General features: G+C 66.9%; 19 protein-coding genes and 1 tRNA gene. 11 read left to right on the top strand and 9 right to left on the bottom strand.

The features are described 5' to 3' along the window. The first annotated feature begins 68 nt into the window (after positions 1–68). Entirely contained in the window at positions 69–1,415 is a 1,347-nt protein-coding gene (locus tag ACYAF3_RS22080; RefSeq protein ID WP_003117352.1) for a class II 3-deoxy-7-phosphoheptulonate synthase, read from the top strand. A 40-nt stretch (positions 1,416–1,455) separates the two neighbouring features. Here the strand turns inward: ACYAF3_RS22080 and ACYAF3_RS22075 are convergent, their stop codons facing one another. Beyond that, positions 1,456–2,664, bottom strand: a complete 1,209-nt coding sequence (locus ACYAF3_RS22075; protein WP_003110986.1) for a winged helix-turn-helix domain-containing protein — start codon at positions 2,662–2,664, stop codon at positions 1,456–1,458. Between the two features lie 82 nt (positions 2,665–2,746). Then, positions 2,747–2,980: a DUF1127 domain-containing protein gene (locus ACYAF3_RS22070; RefSeq protein ID WP_003104163.1), complete on the bottom strand. Its 234-nt coding sequence runs from the start codon at positions 2,978–2,980 to the stop codon at positions 2,747–2,749. Positions 2,981–3,076: 96 nt separating this feature from the next. Between ACYAF3_RS22070 and ACYAF3_RS22065 the strand changes: the two genes are divergently transcribed. Continuing rightward, entirely contained in the window at positions 3,077–3,931 is an 855-nt protein-coding gene (locus tag ACYAF3_RS22065; RefSeq protein ID WP_003090936.1) for a LysR substrate-binding domain-containing protein, read from the top strand. Position 3,932: 1 nt separating this feature from the next. Here ACYAF3_RS22065 and ACYAF3_RS22060 read toward each other — a convergent pair whose 3' ends face one another. After that, a complete protein-coding gene (locus ACYAF3_RS22060) occupies positions 3,933–4,682 on the bottom strand; it encodes a sulfite exporter TauE/SafE family protein (protein WP_003104166.1) in 750 nt (249 codons plus the stop codon). Between the two features lie 100 nt (positions 4,683–4,782). Here ACYAF3_RS22060 and ACYAF3_RS22055 point away from each other — a divergent pair, with 100 nt between their 5' ends. The 3 genes from ACYAF3_RS22055 to ohrR (ACYAF3_RS22045) all read left to right on the top strand — a co-directional run bounded on the left by ACYAF3_RS22055 (position 4,783) and on the right by ohrR (ACYAF3_RS22045) (position 6,853). Further along, positions 4,783–5,739, top strand: a complete 957-nt coding sequence (locus ACYAF3_RS22055) for a LysR family transcriptional regulator (protein WP_003104167.1) — start codon at positions 4,783–4,785, stop codon at positions 5,737–5,739. Between the two features lie 85 nt (positions 5,740–5,824). After that, complete coding sequence (gene ohrR, locus ACYAF3_RS22050) at positions 5,825–6,280, top strand: hydroperoxide stress response transcriptional regulator OhrR (RefSeq protein ID WP_003090940.1); 456 nt, start codon at positions 5,825–5,827, stop codon at positions 6,278–6,280. Positions 6,281–6,424: 144 nt separating this feature from the next. Beyond that, positions 6,425–6,853: an organic hydroperoxide resistance protein OhrR gene (ohrR, locus tag ACYAF3_RS22045; protein ID WP_003104171.1), complete on the top strand. Its 429-nt coding sequence runs from the start codon at positions 6,425–6,427 to the stop codon at positions 6,851–6,853. An 87-nt stretch (positions 6,854–6,940) separates the two neighbouring features. Here ohrR (ACYAF3_RS22045) and efp read toward each other — a convergent pair whose 3' ends face one another. Together efp and earP are read right to left on the bottom strand one after the other, a co-directional pair. Next, positions 6,941–7,507, bottom strand: coding sequence for an elongation factor P (gene efp / locus ACYAF3_RS22040; RefSeq protein ID WP_003090942.1), 567 nt, complete (start codon positions 7,505–7,507; stop codon positions 6,941–6,943). Positions 7,508–7,549: 42 nt separating this feature from the next. Beyond that, positions 7,550–8,680, bottom strand: a complete 1,131-nt coding sequence (gene earP / locus ACYAF3_RS22035; RefSeq protein WP_073658513.1) for an elongation factor P maturation arginine rhamnosyltransferase EarP — start codon at positions 8,678–8,680, stop codon at positions 7,550–7,552. A gap of 155 nt (positions 8,681–8,835) precedes the next feature. Here earP and ACYAF3_RS22030 point away from each other — a divergent pair. Together ACYAF3_RS22030 and oprI are read left to right on the top strand one after the other, a co-directional pair. Continuing rightward, a tRNA-Ser gene (locus ACYAF3_RS22030) sits at positions 8,836–8,925 on the top strand. A 413-nt stretch (positions 8,926–9,338) separates the two neighbouring features. Then, positions 9,339–9,590: an outer membrane lipoprotei OprI gene (gene oprI / locus ACYAF3_RS22025; RefSeq protein WP_003090944.1), complete on the top strand. Its 252-nt coding sequence runs from the start codon at positions 9,339–9,341 to the stop codon at positions 9,588–9,590. A 123-nt stretch (positions 9,591–9,713) separates the two neighbouring features. On the opposite strand, the gene ACYAF3_RS22020 is transcribed toward oprI, so the two are convergent. From ACYAF3_RS22020 to tesA, 3 genes are all read right to left on the bottom strand, one after another. After that, positions 9,714–10,685: a L,D-transpeptidase family protein gene (locus ACYAF3_RS22020; protein ID WP_003090946.1), complete on the bottom strand. Its 972-nt coding sequence runs from the start codon at positions 10,683–10,685 to the stop codon at positions 9,714–9,716. 77 nt (positions 10,686–10,762) lie between these two features. Continuing rightward, entirely contained in the window at positions 10,763–11,041 is a 279-nt protein-coding gene (locus ACYAF3_RS22015) for a hypothetical protein (RefSeq protein ID WP_003090947.1), read from the bottom strand. A 55-nt stretch (positions 11,042–11,096) separates the two neighbouring features. Then, positions 11,097–11,702 (bottom strand): esterase TesA, encoded by a 606-nt coding sequence (gene tesA / locus ACYAF3_RS22010; protein ID WP_003114753.1) that lies wholly within the window; start codon positions 11,700–11,702, stop codon positions 11,097–11,099. 10 nt (positions 11,703–11,712) lie between these two features. On the opposite strand from tesA, the gene ACYAF3_RS22005 reads away from it, so the two are divergent. The 3 genes from ACYAF3_RS22005 to greB are packed head-to-tail and all read left to right on the top strand — an operon-like array spanning position 11,713 to position 15,455. Next, on the top strand, positions 11,713–12,396 hold the full coding sequence (locus ACYAF3_RS22005) for an ABC transporter ATP-binding protein (RefSeq protein ID WP_003119866.1): 684 nt from the start codon (positions 11,713–11,715) through the stop codon (positions 12,394–12,396). A gap of 8 nt (positions 12,397–12,404) precedes the next feature. Next, entirely contained in the window at positions 12,405–14,897 is a 2,493-nt protein-coding gene (locus ACYAF3_RS22000) for an ABC transporter permease (RefSeq protein WP_003122524.1), read from the top strand. A 51-nt stretch (positions 14,898–14,948) separates the two neighbouring features. Then, positions 14,949–15,455 (top strand): transcription elongation factor GreB, encoded by a 507-nt coding sequence (gene greB, locus ACYAF3_RS21995; protein ID WP_003090951.1) that lies wholly within the window; start codon positions 14,949–14,951, stop codon positions 15,453–15,455. 12 nt (positions 15,456–15,467) lie between these two features. Here the strand turns inward: greB and ACYAF3_RS21990 are convergent, their stop codons facing one another. After that, positions 15,468–15,785: a hypothetical protein gene (locus ACYAF3_RS21990; RefSeq protein ID WP_003104187.1), complete on the bottom strand. Its 318-nt coding sequence runs from the start codon at positions 15,783–15,785 to the stop codon at positions 15,468–15,470. A gap of 176 nt (positions 15,786–15,961) precedes the next feature. On the opposite strand from ACYAF3_RS21990, the gene thpR reads away from it, so the two are divergent. Continuing rightward, positions 15,962–16,510: an RNA 2',3'-cyclic phosphodiesterase gene (thpR, locus tag ACYAF3_RS21985; RefSeq protein ID WP_033981137.1), complete on the top strand. Its 549-nt coding sequence runs from the start codon at positions 15,962–15,964 to the stop codon at positions 16,508–16,510. Positions 16,511–16,565: the final 55 nt, after the last annotated feature.

Genomic DNA, 16,565 nt, shown 5'->3' with positions numbered 1-16,565 from the left:
GGCGGCGCTGCGGCGAGCTGCTCTACCATGCCGCAATCCGCTTTCCCGAGCATTGCCAAGAGTCGTAGATGAGCCAGTCCTGGAGCCCCGAGAGCTGGAGGGCCAAGCCGATCCAGCAACAACCCGAGTACCCCGATGCCGCGCACCTGGCCAGGGTCGAGCAGACCCTCGCCGGATACCCGCCGCTGGTCTTCGCCGGCGAGGCTCGCGAGCTGCGCCGGCAGTTCGCCGAAGTCACCGCCGGACGCGCCTTCTTGCTCCAGGGCGGGGATTGCGCGGAAAGCTTCGCCGAATTTTCCGCGGCGAAGATCCGCGATACCTTCAAGGTACTGTTGCAGATGGCGGTGGTAATGACCTTCGCCGCCGGCTGCCCGGTAGTGAAGGTCGGGCGCATGGCCGGCCAGTTCGCCAAGCCGCGCTCCTCCGGCGACGAAACGCAGAACGGCGTGACCCTGCCCGCCTATCGCGGCGACATCGTCAACGGCATCGGCTTCGACGAGAAGAGCCGCGTGCCGGACCCGGAGCGCCTGTTGCAGGCCTACCACCAGTCCACCGCCAGCCTCAACCTGTTGCGCGCCTTCGCCCAGGGCGGCTTCGCCGACCTGCACCAGGTGCACCGCTGGAACCTCGATTTCATCGCCAACTCGGCGCTGGCCGAGCGCTACCAGCAACTCGCCGACCGCATCGACGAGACCCTCGCCTTCATGCGCGCCTGCGGCCTGGACAGCGCGCCGCAGCTCCGCGAAACCAGCTTCTTCACCGCCCACGAAGCGCTCCTGCTGAACTACGAGGAAGCCCTGACCCGCCGCGACAGCCTGACCGGCGAGTGGTACGACTGCTCGGCGCACATGCTCTGGATCGGCGACCGCACCCGCCAGCTCGACGGCGCTCATGTCGAGATGCTGCGCGGCGTGGGCAATCCGATCGGGGTCAAGGTCGGGCCGAGCATGGACAGCGAAGAGCTGATCCGCCTGATCGATATTCTCAACCCGGACAACGATCCGGGCCGCCTCAACCTGATCGTGCGGATGGGTGCCGACAAGGTCGGCGACCACCTGCCGCGCCTGATCCAGGCCATCCAGCGCGAGGGCCGCCAGGTGCTGTGGAGTTCCGATCCGATGCACGGCAATACCATCAAGGCCTCCAGCGGCTACAAGACCCGCGACTTCGCCCGCGTGCTCGCCGAAGTCCGCCAGTTCTTCGAAGTGCACCAGGCCGAAGGCAGCTACGCCGGCGGCATCCACATCGAGATGACCGGGCAGAACGTCACCGAGTGCATCGGCGGTTCGCGACCGATCACCGAAGACGGCCTCAGCGACCGCTACCACACCCACTGCGACCCGCGGCTGAACGCCGACCAGTCGCTGGAGCTGGCCTTCCTGATCGCCGAAACCCTGAAGCAGGTGCGCCGCTGAGCGCGCCGCGGCCGCTCCCGCCGCCCGGCGGGAGCGCTCGCTAGAGCAGCACCCCGCGCAAGCGTACCGCCAACTCCCCGCGCCCCTCGATCGCCACCGTCGCCAGGCCCAGCCAGGCGGCCATGCTGCGCAGTTGCTCGGCCAGCTCGTGCAGGGCGGCATCGTCCATGCCGTTCGCCTCGGCATGCAACGCATGCACCGCCAGGCGCTCGCGCGCCCGCTCGGCGCGGAGGTCGACGCGGCCGACCAGACGGCCGTTGTACAGGAATGGCAGCACGTAGTAGCCGTACACGCGTTTTTCCTTCGGCGTGTAGATCTCCAGGCGATAGCGGAAATCGAACAGGCGCTCGGCCCGCGCCCGCTCCCAGACCAACGAGTCGAAGGGCGAGAGCAAGGCACTGGCGCCTAGCCGCCGCGGCACCTGCGGTTCGCCGGGGCAGTAGGCCGGCTGGCTCCAGCCCTCGACCCGGACCGGCAGCAGCTCGCCAGCCTCCACCAGTTCGGCGAGGCGCGCGCGGCTCTGCGCCGGGCTCAGCCGATAGTAGTCGCGCAGGTCCTTTTCGGTGGCCACGCCCAGGGCGCTCGCCGCCATCCGCAACAGCTCGCGCTGGGCCTGTGCCTCCGAAAGCTCGGGACGCGCCAGCAATTCCGCGGGAAACACTCGCTCCGGCAGGTCATAGAGCCGCTCGAAGCCGCGCCGTCCGGCCACCGTCAGCTCGCCGGCGGCGAACAGCCATTCCAGCGCATGCTTTTCCGCGCTCCAGTCCCACCAGGGACCGGCCCGCTCCTGCCGCGTGCTCAGGCTGCCGGCACCTAGCGCACCTTGCTCGCGCACCGCCTGCAACACCTGGCGGATCAGTGGCTGCTGTTCCCGGCCGAAACGTGCCAGTTGCTGGTAGATGCCCTGGCCGTCGGCGGCCTGGCGCATCCGCCAGCGCATCAACGGGTAGTGTTCCAGCGGCAGCAGCGAGGCCTCGTGCCCCCAGTATTCGAACAACTGGCGGTGACGGCCGACACTCCAGGCCGCCTCGTCGAGCAGCGTCATGGAGTAGGGACCGAGACGGGAAAACAGCGGCAGGTAGTGCGAGCGCACCAGCGCATTCACCGAATCGATCTGCAACAGGCCAAGGCGCGCGAGCATTTCGCGCAGATGCCGCCGCTGCACGCTGCGGCGCGTCCGCCGGCCGTCGAAGCCCTGCGCGGCCAGGGCCAGGCGGCGGGCTTCGGCGAGGGAAAGCGAAAGACTCATGGAGCGCCCCAGTCGATGAAGGAGACTGCGAGTCTATCGCGCCTCCGCCGCCGTGCCAGCCTGGCGCGCCGCTGCGGTTCGCTCAATGCCGACGCAGCGGGTCGTCCCAGAAATGCCGCTCGCCCTCCTGGAAGATATCCGCCCGACTCAGGCCGAGGTCCTTCAGCGCTTCGTCGCTCATCCTCAGCAGTTCCCGGCGCTCGCGGGCCAACTGCAACCAGCGCCGCCAGCGACGCCACAACGACGGCGCAGCGGTCGAGGCGGGATGGGATGCAGCGTGGAAGTGACTGCCGAAATAATCCTGTTGACCTTTCATCGTCTTGCCCTCCGTTCGGGATAGGCACAGTGTCCCGCCAAGCATAGGATCAATCCAACGAATCATTTTTATGCAATGCATCTTGGAGATTGATGAATGAGCTACCAGCCCGGCATTGATACGGAATTGCTCCGCACCTTCGTCGCCATCGCCGAGCACGGTGGTTTCACCCGCGCCGCGGAGGCGGTGAATCGCACCCAGTCGGCGGTCAGCATGCAGATGAAGCGGCTCGAGGAGGACGTCCTGCAGCGCTCGCTGTTCGAGCGCGACGGAAGGCAGACCCGCCTCACCGCCGAAGGCCAGGTGCTGCTCGGCTATGCCCGGCGGATCCTCAAGCTGCACGGCGAGGTGTTCAACACCCTGCGCCGCCCGCACATGGTCGGTTCGGTGCGCATCGGCACCCCGGACGACTACGTGATGCGCTTCCTCCCGGCGATCCTGTCGCGCTTCGCCGAAGCCTATCCGCTGGTGCAGGTCGAGGTGCATTGCGACACCTCGCTCAACCTGCTGGCGCGCAACGACCTCGACCTGTCCATCGTCACCCGCGAGCCGGGCACCGAGATCGGCCAGTTGCTGCGCCAGGAGCCCTTCGTCTGGATGGCCGCCGAGGGCTTCTGCCCCCACGACCAGCGGCCGATCCCGCTGGCCATGTTCAACACCACCTGCTTTTGCCGGGCCTGGGCCTGCAACGCCCTGGAGGCGGCGGAACTGGACTACCGCATCGCCTACAGCAGCCCCAGCCTGTCGGCGCTGTTCGCGGTGGTCAGCGCCGGCCTCGCCGTGACCGTGCAACTGCGCAGCCTGCTCACCGGCAACCTGCGCATCCTCGACGAGAGCGAGGGCCTGCCCGCCCTGCCCTCGGCCAGCATCATGCTGATGCGCAACCCGCACAGCCAGTCACCGGTCACCGAGAAGCTCGCCGAATACATCGGCGAGGGCTTCCGTCTCTGACTCAACCGCGCACCAGCAGGAGCACCGCGCACGATGCGAGGAAGGCGCAGAAGGCCATGCGCAGGCTGCGCTCGGGCAAGGCGTGGGCCAGCCTCACGCCCCAGGAAATGCTCAGCAGGCCGCCCAGCGCCAGGGGGATCCCCATCCGCCAGTCGACATGGCCGTGCATGGCGTAGGTCCCCAGCGCCACCGCCGTGCTCGGCGCGGCCAGGGCCAGCGCGAGGCCCTGGGCGACGACCTGGGCGAGGCCGAACACCGAAGTCAGCACCGGTGTCGCCAGCACCCCGCCACCGACCCCGAAAAGCCCGCCGAGCGAGCCCGCGCCAAGGCCCAGCACGCCCATCCAGGGCAAACCGTAGCGCGGCGTCGCGCCGCCCTGCGGCGGGCGCCGGAACAGGCGCCAGAACATGTAGCCGGCCAGCGCCAGGAGGAAGATCACGAACGCTTCGCGCATCCGCGCCGCATCGATCCGCGCGGCCACGCTGGACGCCAGGAACGCGCAAAGCAGGCCGGTCAGGGCAAGGACTCCGGCCTGGCGCGGATCGATGCGGTTGCGCTGGTGGTAGCGCCACAACGCCAGCACCACGTTCGGTACCACCATCACCAGCGCGGTACCCTGCGCCAGTTGCTGGTCGAGACCGAAGATCACCCCCAGCGCCGGGATCGCCAGCAAGCCGCCGCCTATCCCGAACAGACCGCCCAGGCAACCGAGCACCATCCCCAGCAGGAAATCGAGAAATACATCCAGCATGTCAGCCCCTCTTTCGACGCCTCCATGCTAGGCAAGCGTGGCTGGATGGGAAACGCACAAGAAAGCACAATGGCTATGCCAATTACGCAAAGGCATGAGCATGTTGCCCGATACCCTCAGCGAACAGTTCGTTCTCTACCTCGATGTCCTCGATGGCGGCAGCTTCTCCGCCGCTGCGCGCAAGCACCCGCTCACCCCGTCCGCCGTGGCGCGCCGGATGGACGCCCTGGAACGCGCCGTCGGCAGCACTCTGCTGGTGCGCACCACCCATGCGGTGCGCGCTACTCCGGCCGGCCTGGCCTTCGCCGACCGCGCCCGGCGGATCGTCACCGAACTGCGCCTGGCCCGTGCCGAAGCGGTGTCCCTGAGCACCGCGCCGCAGGGCCTGATCCGTATCGATGCGCCGGTGCCCTTCGGCCGCCGCCACCTGGCCCCGGCGGTCGCCGACTTCCTCAAGGCCAACCCCGGCCTCGACGTGCAATTGCGCCTGATCGGCAGCTTCATCGACCTGCAGGGCGAACATCTCGGCGAGGTCGACCTGGTGTTGCGCGCCGGCCCGCTACCCGACAGCCGCCTGGTGGCCACCTCGCTGGCGCCGATGGTGCGGGTGGTCTGCGCCAGCCCGGAATACCTGCGCGAACACGGCGTTCCCGCATCCCCAGGCGAACTGCCGGAGCATGCCGGCATCGATTGGGACAACCTGTCGCCACCCTATGCCTGGCGCTTCCAGCACGACGGCAAGCTCCAGCACCTGCGGCCGAAACGGGCGCGGCTGGCCACCAATAACGCCGAAGCGATGGTCGACGCGGCGCTGGCCGGCCTCGGCATCGCCCACCTGCCGACCTGGTTGTGCAGCGAGTACCTGCTACGCGGCGAACTGCAGGCGCTGTTCTGCGACGACGGCTTGCCCGCCGCCGAGCCCACCTGCATCTATGCCCTGCGCCTGGAACGCGAAGCCAGTTCGCGAACCCGTCTGCTGCTGGCTTTCCTCCGCGAGCGCTTCGGCTTTCCGCCGCCCTGGGACCAGGCCCTGCAGCAGCGTCTCGGCGAGCGCTGAGGACACCACCCGGCGGGAAACCTGGAAAGCCAATAGCCACTACGCTAAATTCATGCACAGTGCCCTACTTACTTGGAAGACAGCCATGTCCCGACTGCCCACCACCCCTTGCGAGCAGCTCAAGCTGGACAACCAGCTGTGCTTCGCCCTGTATTCCACCTCGCTGCAGATGACCAAGGTCTACAAGCCCCTGCTGCAAGCGCTCGGCCTCACCTATCCGCAGTACATCGCCATGCTGGTGCTGTGGGAACGCGACGGCCTGACCGTGGGCGAAATCAGCGCACGCATGCTTACCGACCCGGGATCGCTCACGCCTCTGCTCAAGCGCCTGGAGGGCGAAGGTCTGATTACCCGCACTCGCAGCAGCGAAGACGAGCGGGTAGTCCTGCTGCGCCTGACCGACAAGGGCCGCGCCCTGCAGCGACAGGCCGAGAGCATTCCCGCCTGCATCCTGGAGAGTACCGGCCTCGACTTGCCACAACTGGTCGCCCTAAAGGATGAGCTGCTGGCCCTGCGCGGCAACCTGCAAGCACCGGATTGAGGGGCTTATACCTACCCGTCTGGTTTTTATCGCCAAATCTTCCAACGATTTATCTTGCGCACAAAATAACATGACGATAAATTTCACTTCACGCACTTACTTAGCGCGCAAGAACTTAACGTGCAAATCAGACAGGTGACCCTCATGCAAACCATCAAGGCTCTCTACACCGCAACCGCAACCGCCACCGGAGGCCGTGACGGCCGTGCGGTATCCTCGGACGGCGTGCTCGACGTGAAACTCAGCACTCCGCGCGAACTGGGCGGCCAGGGCGGCGCGGCCACCAACCCGGAACAACTGTTCGCCGCCGGCTACTCCGCCTGCTTCATCGGAGCCCTGAAGTTCGTTGCCGGCCAGCGCAAGCAGACCCTTCCCGCCGACGCCTCGATAACCGGCAAGGTCGGCATCGGCCAGATTCCCGGCGGCTTCGGCCTGGAGGTCGAACTGCACATCAACCTGCCGGGCCTGGAGCGCGAAGCCGCCGAAGCGCTGGTAGCCGCCGCCCACCAGGTCTGCCCCTACTCCAACGCTACCCGCGGCAATATCGACGTACGCCTGAACGTGTCGGTCTGAAGCTTCCGACTCTCCGCGCCGCGGCGGCGGACAGCGGAAACGAAAAAGCCCGGCGAATGCCGGGCTTTTTCTCGTCGCACGAAAGGATCAGGCCTTGACGCGGGACTTGTACTCGCCGGTGCGGGTATCGATCTCGATCGAGTCGCCGATTTCGCAGAACGCGGAAACCTGCAGCTCGGCGCCGTTGTTCAGGCGCGCGGTCTTCATCACCTTGCCCGAGGTGTCGCCGCGGACGGCCGGCTCGGTGTAGGCGATCTGGCGAACGATGGTGGTCGGCAGCTCTACCGAGATCACCTTGTCGTTGTAGAACACGGCTTCGCAGATGTCGGTCATGCCGTCTTCGATGAAGGTCAGCACGCCTTCCAGATCGTCTTTCTCGATCTCGTACTGGTTGAACTCGCTGTCCATGAAGACGTACAGCGGGTCGGCGAAGTAGGAGTAGGTCACTTCCTTGCGATCGAGGATGATCGGCTCCAGCTTGTCGTCAGCCTTGAACACGGTCTCGGTACCGGCACCGGTCAGCAGGTTCTTCAGCTTCATCTTGACGACGGCAGCGTTACGGCCGGACTTGTTGAACTCGGCCTTCTGGATGACCCAGGGAGCGCCATTGATGTTGGCAACCTGGCCGGCGCGGAACTCTTGAGCGGTTTTCATACGAATATCCGATGGATGAAAGACAAAAAATCAGGCCGCGTATCATAGCCAATCTGCGTAAAATTGCACCAGCCTTGCCGCAAGATCCGGACGCATGCCCTGTTCGTCGGCCCAGCGCTGCGCTTCCCGACGCCACTCGGGCAGTTGCCTCTCCAGCCCCTCCCAGGCCCCGGCAAGTCCACCGCCGGCGTTCCACGCCAGCCAGAAGGTGCGCAGGTTTTCCGCCAGGTTGGCGGGCAGGCCGGCGCAATAGAGTTCGAGGAATGCCTCGAGCTTCGCCAGGTGCGCCTCCTCTTCCTGTCTATAGATGTGCCAGAGCAGCGGCCGTCCCGCCCACTGCGCGCGAACGAAGGAATCCTCGCCGCGCACCGCGTTCAGGTCGCAGCACCACAACAGGCGATCGTAGTCGTCCTGCGCCATGAACGGCAGCACCTGGACCCGCAACGCGTCGCGCACGTGGACGTCCCCGACGGCCAGGGTAGCCACCCGCAGCCAATCGGCGACATCCGCCAGCACCCGCCCCTCCGGCACCAGCAGCAGGCTCGGCTGGCGGGCGTCGCGCAGTTGTTCCAGCCAACCAGGCAGCGCCGGGTTTTCGTAGGCAAACAGCGAAATCAGTCGCTCGCCAACCTTCCGCCGCACGCCGAGGGAGGCGAGAAACTCATCCTGCGCCGAGACGGAGGCCTGGAAACGGCGCCGACGTTCCAGCAGGCCGGCCTCGCGCAACAGGCCGCCACTGGGCTCGCGGAACCCGGGAAAGAAGAAGTACTTGGAAAGCCCGCACGCCTGCAGCGACGGCAATGCGTGGCAACTGCCGATCCATTCCTCGGCACTCAGGTACTCCAGGTTCAGCCACAGGGACGGCCGCTTGCGCTCGCGCATGGCCTGCCGGTGCGCCTCCGGCAGTTCGCAGGCGAAGGCCTCTATCACCACATCGGCGGCCGCCACCGGTGCCCACGGTCGGCCCCAGGCACGCACTTCGACCCCATCCAGGCACTGCACGTGCGCCGCCGGGTCCGCCCGCGGACAGATCCGGGCGAAGGCCTGCGGCTCGTCCACCCACAGGCGCACGGCCTGACCGTGCTCGGCGGCCAGTTGGCGAGCCAGGCGCCAGGTGACGCCGATGTCGCCATAGTTGTCGACCACGCTACAGAAAATCTCCCAGCTCGCCATCCGCCTCTCCTCTTCGTGCCCGGCAGTCTACCAAGGCACCCCGCGGACTTTCCTCCGACGACCTAAGCCGATGAAAAAGTTAAAAAAATATTTGCCAAGCGGGAAATGTTCGAGTAAATTGCGCGCCTCGACAGACACGGCGCTGTCGAGAACCTGGTGAGGTGTCCGAGTGGTTGAAGGAGCACGCCTGGAAAGTGTGTATACGGGAAACCGTATCGAGGGTTCGAATCCCTCCCTCACCGCCAGATCGCAAGAAGGCCCGGCTAATCAAGTTAGCCGGGCCTTTTTCATTTCCGCACCAATACTTACGGCATTTCCGGCAACATGCTGGCAACTTAGTTGTTACTTGCCACTCCCCGCCAAGTCGATAAGCGCCAGCCACTCCGGAACATTCTCGACAACCCGGCAGCCCTCATCCCCCGCCTCTTGCAGCAACTCTAGCCAAGGTCCGGGAAATTGCTTACTTGCGCCGCACGCTGGATATTTTTTGAACAAACGACACTCCAACTACTGCTAAAGTCGGGGGGACTAAAAAAAAAGTTGCTCGGCTTGCGCTTGGTCAGTTTACTTACTACAAGTAATGGGTAGTATGTAGCCGGCTAATTTCCCCGGCTGGGGAGATTGCTGTTATGGAAATGTCCACCTTAAGGGGAACACGATGAACAACGTTCTGAAATTCTCTGCTCTGGCTCTGGCTGCTGTTCTGGCCACCGGTTGCAGCAGCCACTCCAAAGAAACCGAAGCTCGTCTGACCGCTACCGAAGACGCAGCTGCTCGTGCTCAGGCTCGCGCTGACGAAGCCTATCGCAAGGCTGACGAAGCTCTGGGCGCTGCTCAGAAAGCTCAGCAGACCGCTGACGAGGCTAACGAGCGTGCCCTGCGCATGCTGGAAAAAGCCAGCCGCAAGTAATAGGTCTCACGACCTGTTGAAAACCGGTCCCTCGGGGCCGGTTTTTTTATGCCTGCGTTTCGCCGGGCATGAAAAAACCCGCGTCCCTTGCGGGTACGCGGGCCTCTGCCTCGACGCTCTCCGTCAGGGCGTAAGCTGGGTAGGATCGCTATCCACCGTCGCGGTCATCGCCGGCGCCGATTCCTGGGCGATTTCCACCGGCACGCCATCCTCCGAGGCCACCACTTCGCGGACCACGTCCCAGTTCAACTGGATACGCTTGGCCAGGTCGTCGCGCTTGAGCAGGGTGTTGATCACCGCGGTGTGCTTGTCCACCACCGACGGGTCGCCATGGTCGTTCAGCGGCGTATGCGCCTCCAGGTAGACCTTGCCGTTGCTCACGCCGAACTTGTAGGGCTCGTTGATGATACGCACGCTGGTGCCGACGCTGATCATCGAGAACAGGTGGGTCACGTCGGCGTTGTACATGCGGAAGCAGCCATGGCTGGTGCGGGTGCCGATGCCGAACTTCTTGTTCGAACCATGGATCAGGTAGCCCGGCACGCCCAGGGTCAGCTTGTACGGCCCCAGCGGATTGTCCGGGCCCGGCGGCACCACGGTCGGCAGCGGATCGCCATCGGCGGCGTGCTCGGCGCGGATCGAGGCCGGCGGATACCAGGCCGGGTCCTTGGTCTTGGCGGTGATGCGGGTGTTCGCGATCGGCGAACCCCAGCCCTCGCGGCCGATGCCCAGCGGATAGGTGTGCACCACGTTCTGCCCTTTCGGGTAGTAGTACAGGCGGTATTCGGCCAGGTTGATCACCACGCCTTCGCGCGGGCCAGGCGGCAGCACGAAGCGGGTAGGGATGATCACCTCGGTGCCGACGCCCGGCAGCCAGGGATCGACACCGGGGTTGGCGGCGACCATTTCGCTGTAGCCCAGGTTGTACTGCTCGCCGAGGTCGGCGAAAGTGTCCTCGTACTTGGCCTTGATCACCTGGACCTGGCCGACGACGTCCTCGCCCGGAGGCGGGAGCTGCAGTTCCAGGGCCGATGCGGAGCCGGCCGAAAGCAGCGCGGCGAAAGACAGTGAGACAACGGGTACGCGCGACAACATTCCGGAGAATCCTTGGCGAGTGCGATGAAGGAGTAGGAAAGACAGTGTAACACCCCGCCAGGTTTCACCGGGAGGGCTCAGACCAACCAGGACAGGCGCTCCCCGCGCTTTTCCGCCTCCAGTTGTTTCCGGCAATCGGGACACAGCAGCCGGTCGCGCAGACGCGCCCGTTCCAGCGGCTGCCAGCGCGGCTGGGCCGGCAGCAGCTTGCCGCAAAGCGTGCGGTCCGCCGGGGTATCCAGCTCCAGCTGACGCGCCACCACATGCACCCGGACCTCGCGACAGGCGAACAGGTCCAGCTGATCGTCGGGCTCGATCAGTTGATAGGCGTAGAGGGTCCAGGCGGGACGCGGCATGGGGGGCTCCTGAGGGGTGCGCAACCTTAGCCGAAAGCGGTTTCCCGGGGAAGTCTCAAAGCAGCGGTTTCAGCGTCGGCCAGACATTTTCCAGGAGCCTCGGCTGGGCGGCGAGCGCCGGATGGATGCCATCCGCCTGCATCATCCCCTGGACCCCGCCGACCCCTTCGAGGAAAAACGGCACCAGGGCGGTCTTTTCCTGCGCCGCGACCGCGCCGTAGACCCTGGAAAAGGCCTCGATGTAGCGCGGGCCGTAGTTCGGTGGCAACTGGATACCCAGCAGCAGCACCTTCGCTCCTTCCGCCCGGGCCTTTTGCGCCATGCTGGCAAGATTCTGTTGCAATTGCGCCGGTGCCATTCCGCGCAGCCCGTCGTTGCCTCCCAGCTCGATCACCACCAGCGCCGGCTTCTCCTCGGCAAGCAGCGCCGGCAGGCGCGCCAGGCCGCCCGCGGAGGTGTCGCCGCTGATCGAGGCGTTCACCACCCGGTAGTCGTAACCTTCGTCGGCGAGGCGCTTCTGCAACAGGGCGACCCAGCCCTGGCTGGTATCCAGTCCCAAAGCGGCGCTGATACTATCGCCCACGACCAACAGCGTCTGCGCCGCGGCCTGCTGGGTCAGCAGGACCAGGGCCAGGCAGCCGCTCAACAGCAATGCACGCATCGGAACCTCCATGAGCGCCAGCATTCTCAACGCGCAGAACCTTAGCAAGGTTGTCGGTAGCGCGGAAGGCAAGTTGACCATCCTCCACGACCTCTCCCTCGACCTCGCCCGCGGCGACAGCCTGGCGATCGTCGGCAGCTCCGGCTCCGGCAAGTCGACCCTGCTCGGCCTGCTCGCCGGGCTCGACCAGCCCAGCGGCGGCGAGGTCCGTCTCGCCGGGCACGCCCTCGGCGACCTCGACGAGGACCAGCGGGCGCGCGTCCGCGCGGCCCATGTAGGCTTCGTGTTCCAGTCGTTCCAGTTGCTCGACAGCCTCGATGCGCTGGAGAACGTGATGCTGCCCCTGGAACTGGAAGGCCGCGCCGACGCTCGCCAGCGCGCCAGAGAACTGCTTGAGCGAGTCGGCCTCGGCCAACGCCTGGGCCACTATCCGCGCCAGCTCTCCGGCGGCGAGCAGCAGCGGGTCGCCATTGCCCGTGCCTTCGCGGCGCAGCCGGACGTGCTGTTCGCCGACGAACCCACCGGCAACCTCGACAGCGCCACCGGCGAGCGGATCAGCGACCTGCTCTTCGAACTCAACCGCGAACGCGGTACCACCCTGGTTCTGGTTACCCACGACGAACGTCTGGCGCATCGCTGCCGGCGCCTGATCCGTCTGGAAAGCGGACGCCTGATCGACCGGGTCGAACCCTGATGAAGCCGGTGCCCCTCTCCCGCCTGCTGAGCCTCGCCGGTCGCCAATTGTTCCGCGAGTCGCGCAGCGGCGAGCTGCGCGTGCTGTTCTTCGCCCTGCTGATCGCGGTCGCCTCGAGCACCGCCATCGGCTATTTCAGCGCCCGCCTGAACGGCGCCATGCTCGCCCGCGCCGCCGAGTTCCTCGGCGCCGACCTGGTGCTCAACGGTACCCAGCCGGCAAGCGCCGAACAGATCGAACGCGGCACCCGTCTGGGCCTGCGCCACGCCGACAGCGTCGAGTTTTCCAGCGTGATCGCCACCGACCAGGGCATCCAGCTCAGCAGCATCAAGGCGGTCGGCGACCGCTACCCCCTGCGCGGGCAGCTCAAGAGCGCTGCCGCGCCGTTCGCCGCCGAGCAGGCCGGCGGTCGTCCGCAGGCGGGCGAGGTATGGGTCGAATCGCGCCTGCTGGTCAGCCTCGACCTGAAGGTCGGCGACAGCATCGAGATCGGCCGCAAGCCGCTGCGCATCGCGCGCATCCTCACCTACGAGCCGGACCGCGCCGGCGACTTCTACAGCCTGACGCCCCGCGCCATGATGAGCCTGGCCGACCTCGATGCCACCGGGGTGGTCCAGCCGGGCAGCCGGGTGCGCTACCGCGATCTGTGGGAAGGCCCGCCGGAAGCCCTCCAGGCCTATCGCCAGCAGGTCAAGGGCAGCCTCGCCGCCAACCAGCGCCTGCAGGATGCCCGCGACGGCAACCGCCAGGTGGGCGATGCCCTCGGCCGTGCCGAGCGCTACCTGAACCTGGCCAGCCTGGCCGCGGTGCTGCTCGCCGGCGTCGCCGTGGCGCTGTCCGCCGCCCGTTTCGCAGCACGGCGCTACGACGCCAGCGCGCTGCTGCGCTGCCTCGGTCTGTCGCGCAGCGAAACCCTGCTCCTCTACGCGCTGCAACTGTTGCTGCTGGGCCTGCTCGCCAGCGCCATCGGCGCCCTGCTCGGCTGGTTGGCACAGCTCGGCCTGTTCCGCCTGCTCGCCACGCTGCTGCCGCCGGACGTACCAGCCGGCGGCCTGTTCCCCGCCTTCGCCGGGATCGCCACCGGCCTGGTAGCGCTGGCCGGCTTCGCCCTGCCGCCGCTGGCAGCCCTGGGCCGGGTACCGCCGTTGCGGGTCCTGCGCAGCGACCTGCTGCCGGTGCCGATGCGCACCTGGATGGCCTACGCCTGCGCCCTGCTCGCCCTGGGCCTGATCATGTGGCGGTTGAGTCTCGACCTGAAGCTGACCCTCGCCCTGCTCGGCGGCGGCCTGGTCGCCACGCTGGTGCTCGGCGCCCTCCTGCTGCTCGGCCTGAACGGCCTGCGCCGGGCACTGGCGCGTGCCAGCCTGCCATGGCGGCTGGGACTCGGCCAGTTGTTGCGGCACCCGCTGGCCGCCGCCGGACAGAGCCTGGCCTTCGGCCTGATCCTGCTGGCCATGGCCCTGATCGCCCTGCTTCGCGGCGAACTGCTGGATACCTGGCAGGCCCAGTTGCCGCCGGACGCCCCCAACCATTTCGCCCTGAACATCCTGCCGACGGAAAAGGACGCCTTCGAACGTCGCGTGCAAAAGCTCTCCCCCGGCGCCGAGCCGCTGTTCCCCATGGTTCCCGGGCGCCTGGTAGCGGTGAACGGCAAGCCGGTCCAGGCGCTCGACGAAGACGTGCGCAGCGAGCGTGCCCTGCAGCGCGACCTCGGCCTGACCTGGTCGGAGCGACTGCCCTCCGGCAACCAGCTCACCGCCGGACGCTGGTGGAGCGCGCCGCAGCCGGGGGCCCTGCCGGGCGTGTCGGTGGAAGAGAAGCTGGCCGCCAACCTGCGTATCCAGGTCGGCGACCGGCTCACCTTCAGCGTCGCCGGGCAGAATCGCGAGGTCCAGGTCCAGAGCCTGCGCAAGGTGAAGTGGGACAATTTCCAGCCGAACTTCTTCATGGTCTTCCAGCCCGGCACCCTGACCGACCTGCCGGTGACCTACCTGACCAGCTTCTACCTGCCGGCCAGCCAGGAACGCGACCTGATCGAACTGGCCCGCGCCTTCCCCACCGTCACCCTGCTGCCGGTAGACGCCCTGCTGAGCCAGCTGCGGAGCATCCTCGACCAGGTCACCCTGGCCGTGGAGTACGTGCTGGTGTTCGTTCTCGCGGCGGGCTTCGTGGTGCTCTTCGCCGGTCTCCAGGCGACCCTCGACGAGCGCGTGCGCCAGGGTGCCCTGCTGCGCGCGCTGGGTGCCGAGCGCGAGTTGCTGCAACGTACCCGGCGGGTCGAGTTCGCCCTGCTCGGCGCAGTCAGCGGCCTGCTCGCGGCGCTCGGCTGCGAGGCGGTCAGCCTGCTGCTCTACCGACTGGTCTTCGACCTGCCGTGGCAAGCGCATCCCTGGTTGCTCGCGCTGCCTCTGGTGGGCGCCGTGCTGGTAGGCGGCGCCGGCCTGCTGGGCACCCGTCGCGCCCTCAACAGCAGCCCGCTGCGGGTCCTGCGCGAGGGCTGATCGGATACACTGGCAGGCTTTCATCCGTTCATTTGTGGAACCACCCGAACCATGAGTCGCTATCGTCCACCGCGCACCGCCGGCACCCCGCTGATCACTCCGGAGGGCGCCGCGCGGTTACGCGCAGAGCTGCATGAACTCTGGCACGTGCGCCGTCCCCAGGTGACCCAGGCGGTCAGCGAAGCCGCCGCCCTCGGCGATCGCTCGGAAAACGCCGAATACATCTACGGCAAGAAGATGCTGCGCGAGATCGACAGTCGCGTGCGCTTCCTGCGCAAGCGCCTGGAGAACCTGAAAGTGGTCGGCGAGCGGCCGGCGGATCCGAACCGGGTGTACTTCGGCGCCTGGGTGACCCTGGAAGACGAAGACGGCGAGCAGGCCCGCTATCGCATCGTCGGCCCCGACGAACTGGACCTGCGCAACAACCAGATCAGCATCGACTCGCCGCTCGCCCGCGCACTGGTCGGCAAGGAGCTGGACGCCGAGGTGCTGGTGCGCACCCCGGCCGGGGAAAAGCTCTGGTTCGTCGTCGAGATCGAGTATCCGCCGGCGCCCTGAGAGGCCACGCGCTCAGCGCAGGATGCGGCGGGTGATCAGGCCCTGGCGGGCGACCCGGATCAGTTGCCGGACCACCAGGTCCAGGTCTTCCGCCTCGGGGGCCTGGACCACGGCGAAGTCGAACGCGTCGCTGGGGAAGCGCGCCAGGTCCTTGCCGTCCTGGGCGAACTGGATAAGGAAGGTACGCGAACCGTTCCAGCGCTTCGGCCAGCCTTCGAGGTAACGGACGAGGGTCGGCTGGTGCGGGCCGCTGAGGAGAATCCTCGGGTTCCGCCGGACCAGGCCGGTGGTGATGGGTGCCAGGCGCAATTGCGTGCTGGGACAGGTCATGACGTCATGTCTCCGCCTCTTCGGTCCCGCTGGACAGCGGTGAGAGGCAACACCGAGCCAGCGCTTTAGCGGTATTTCGGCTGCTGCCGGGCGCCCCGCAAGTTGCTGTTTAAATCGGCGCACGCGCATCCTAGAAAAGCCGCATGGAGACTGTCAAGAAACACGCGGAGGCGCCCATGCCCGATCGCTCTCTTCGCCTGTTCTTCGCCCTGCCCTGCCCACCTCCCCTCGCCGAGCGGATCGGCCGGTGGCGCGATGGCCGGCCACTACCCGGACGCCAGGTGGCGACGGCGAACCTGCACCTGACCCTGGCCTTCCTCGGGCAGGTCCCGTCCGCTCGGCTCGAGGCCCTGCTGGACATGACCGCGGCCCTCGAGGCCGCGCCCTTCGACCTGTGTCTCGACCGCCTGCTGCGCTGGAGAAACGGCATCCTGCTGCTGGCCCCCAGCCAACCGCCCGGCGCCCTCCTGCGCCTGCGCCGCGCCCTGCACTCCGGCCTTGCCGAACTGGAGCTGCCCGTGGAAACCCGCCCCTTCAGCGCCCATCTGACCCTGGCTCGCGATGCCGCGCCGCTGGAGGACGCCCCGCCACCCCCAACCTTCGTATGGCAGGTCGACCATTTCAGCCTGTTTTGCTCGCAAAACGACGCCGCGGGCGTGCGCTACCGCACACTCGGTCGCTGGGCGTTGTGCGGGGAAGATTCAAACGAGCGTTTCGCGCCGTAACAACCCGCCTCTTCCGCTCTGCCACGCAGGTTATGACCGGCCGCCAGGAAGCCGC

The sequence above is a fragment of the Pseudomonas sp. TZ252 genome, from assembly GCF_056110345.1.
Note: the sequence above shows the minus strand (reverse complement) of the source record. Positions and strands in the feature narration are given on the sequence as shown.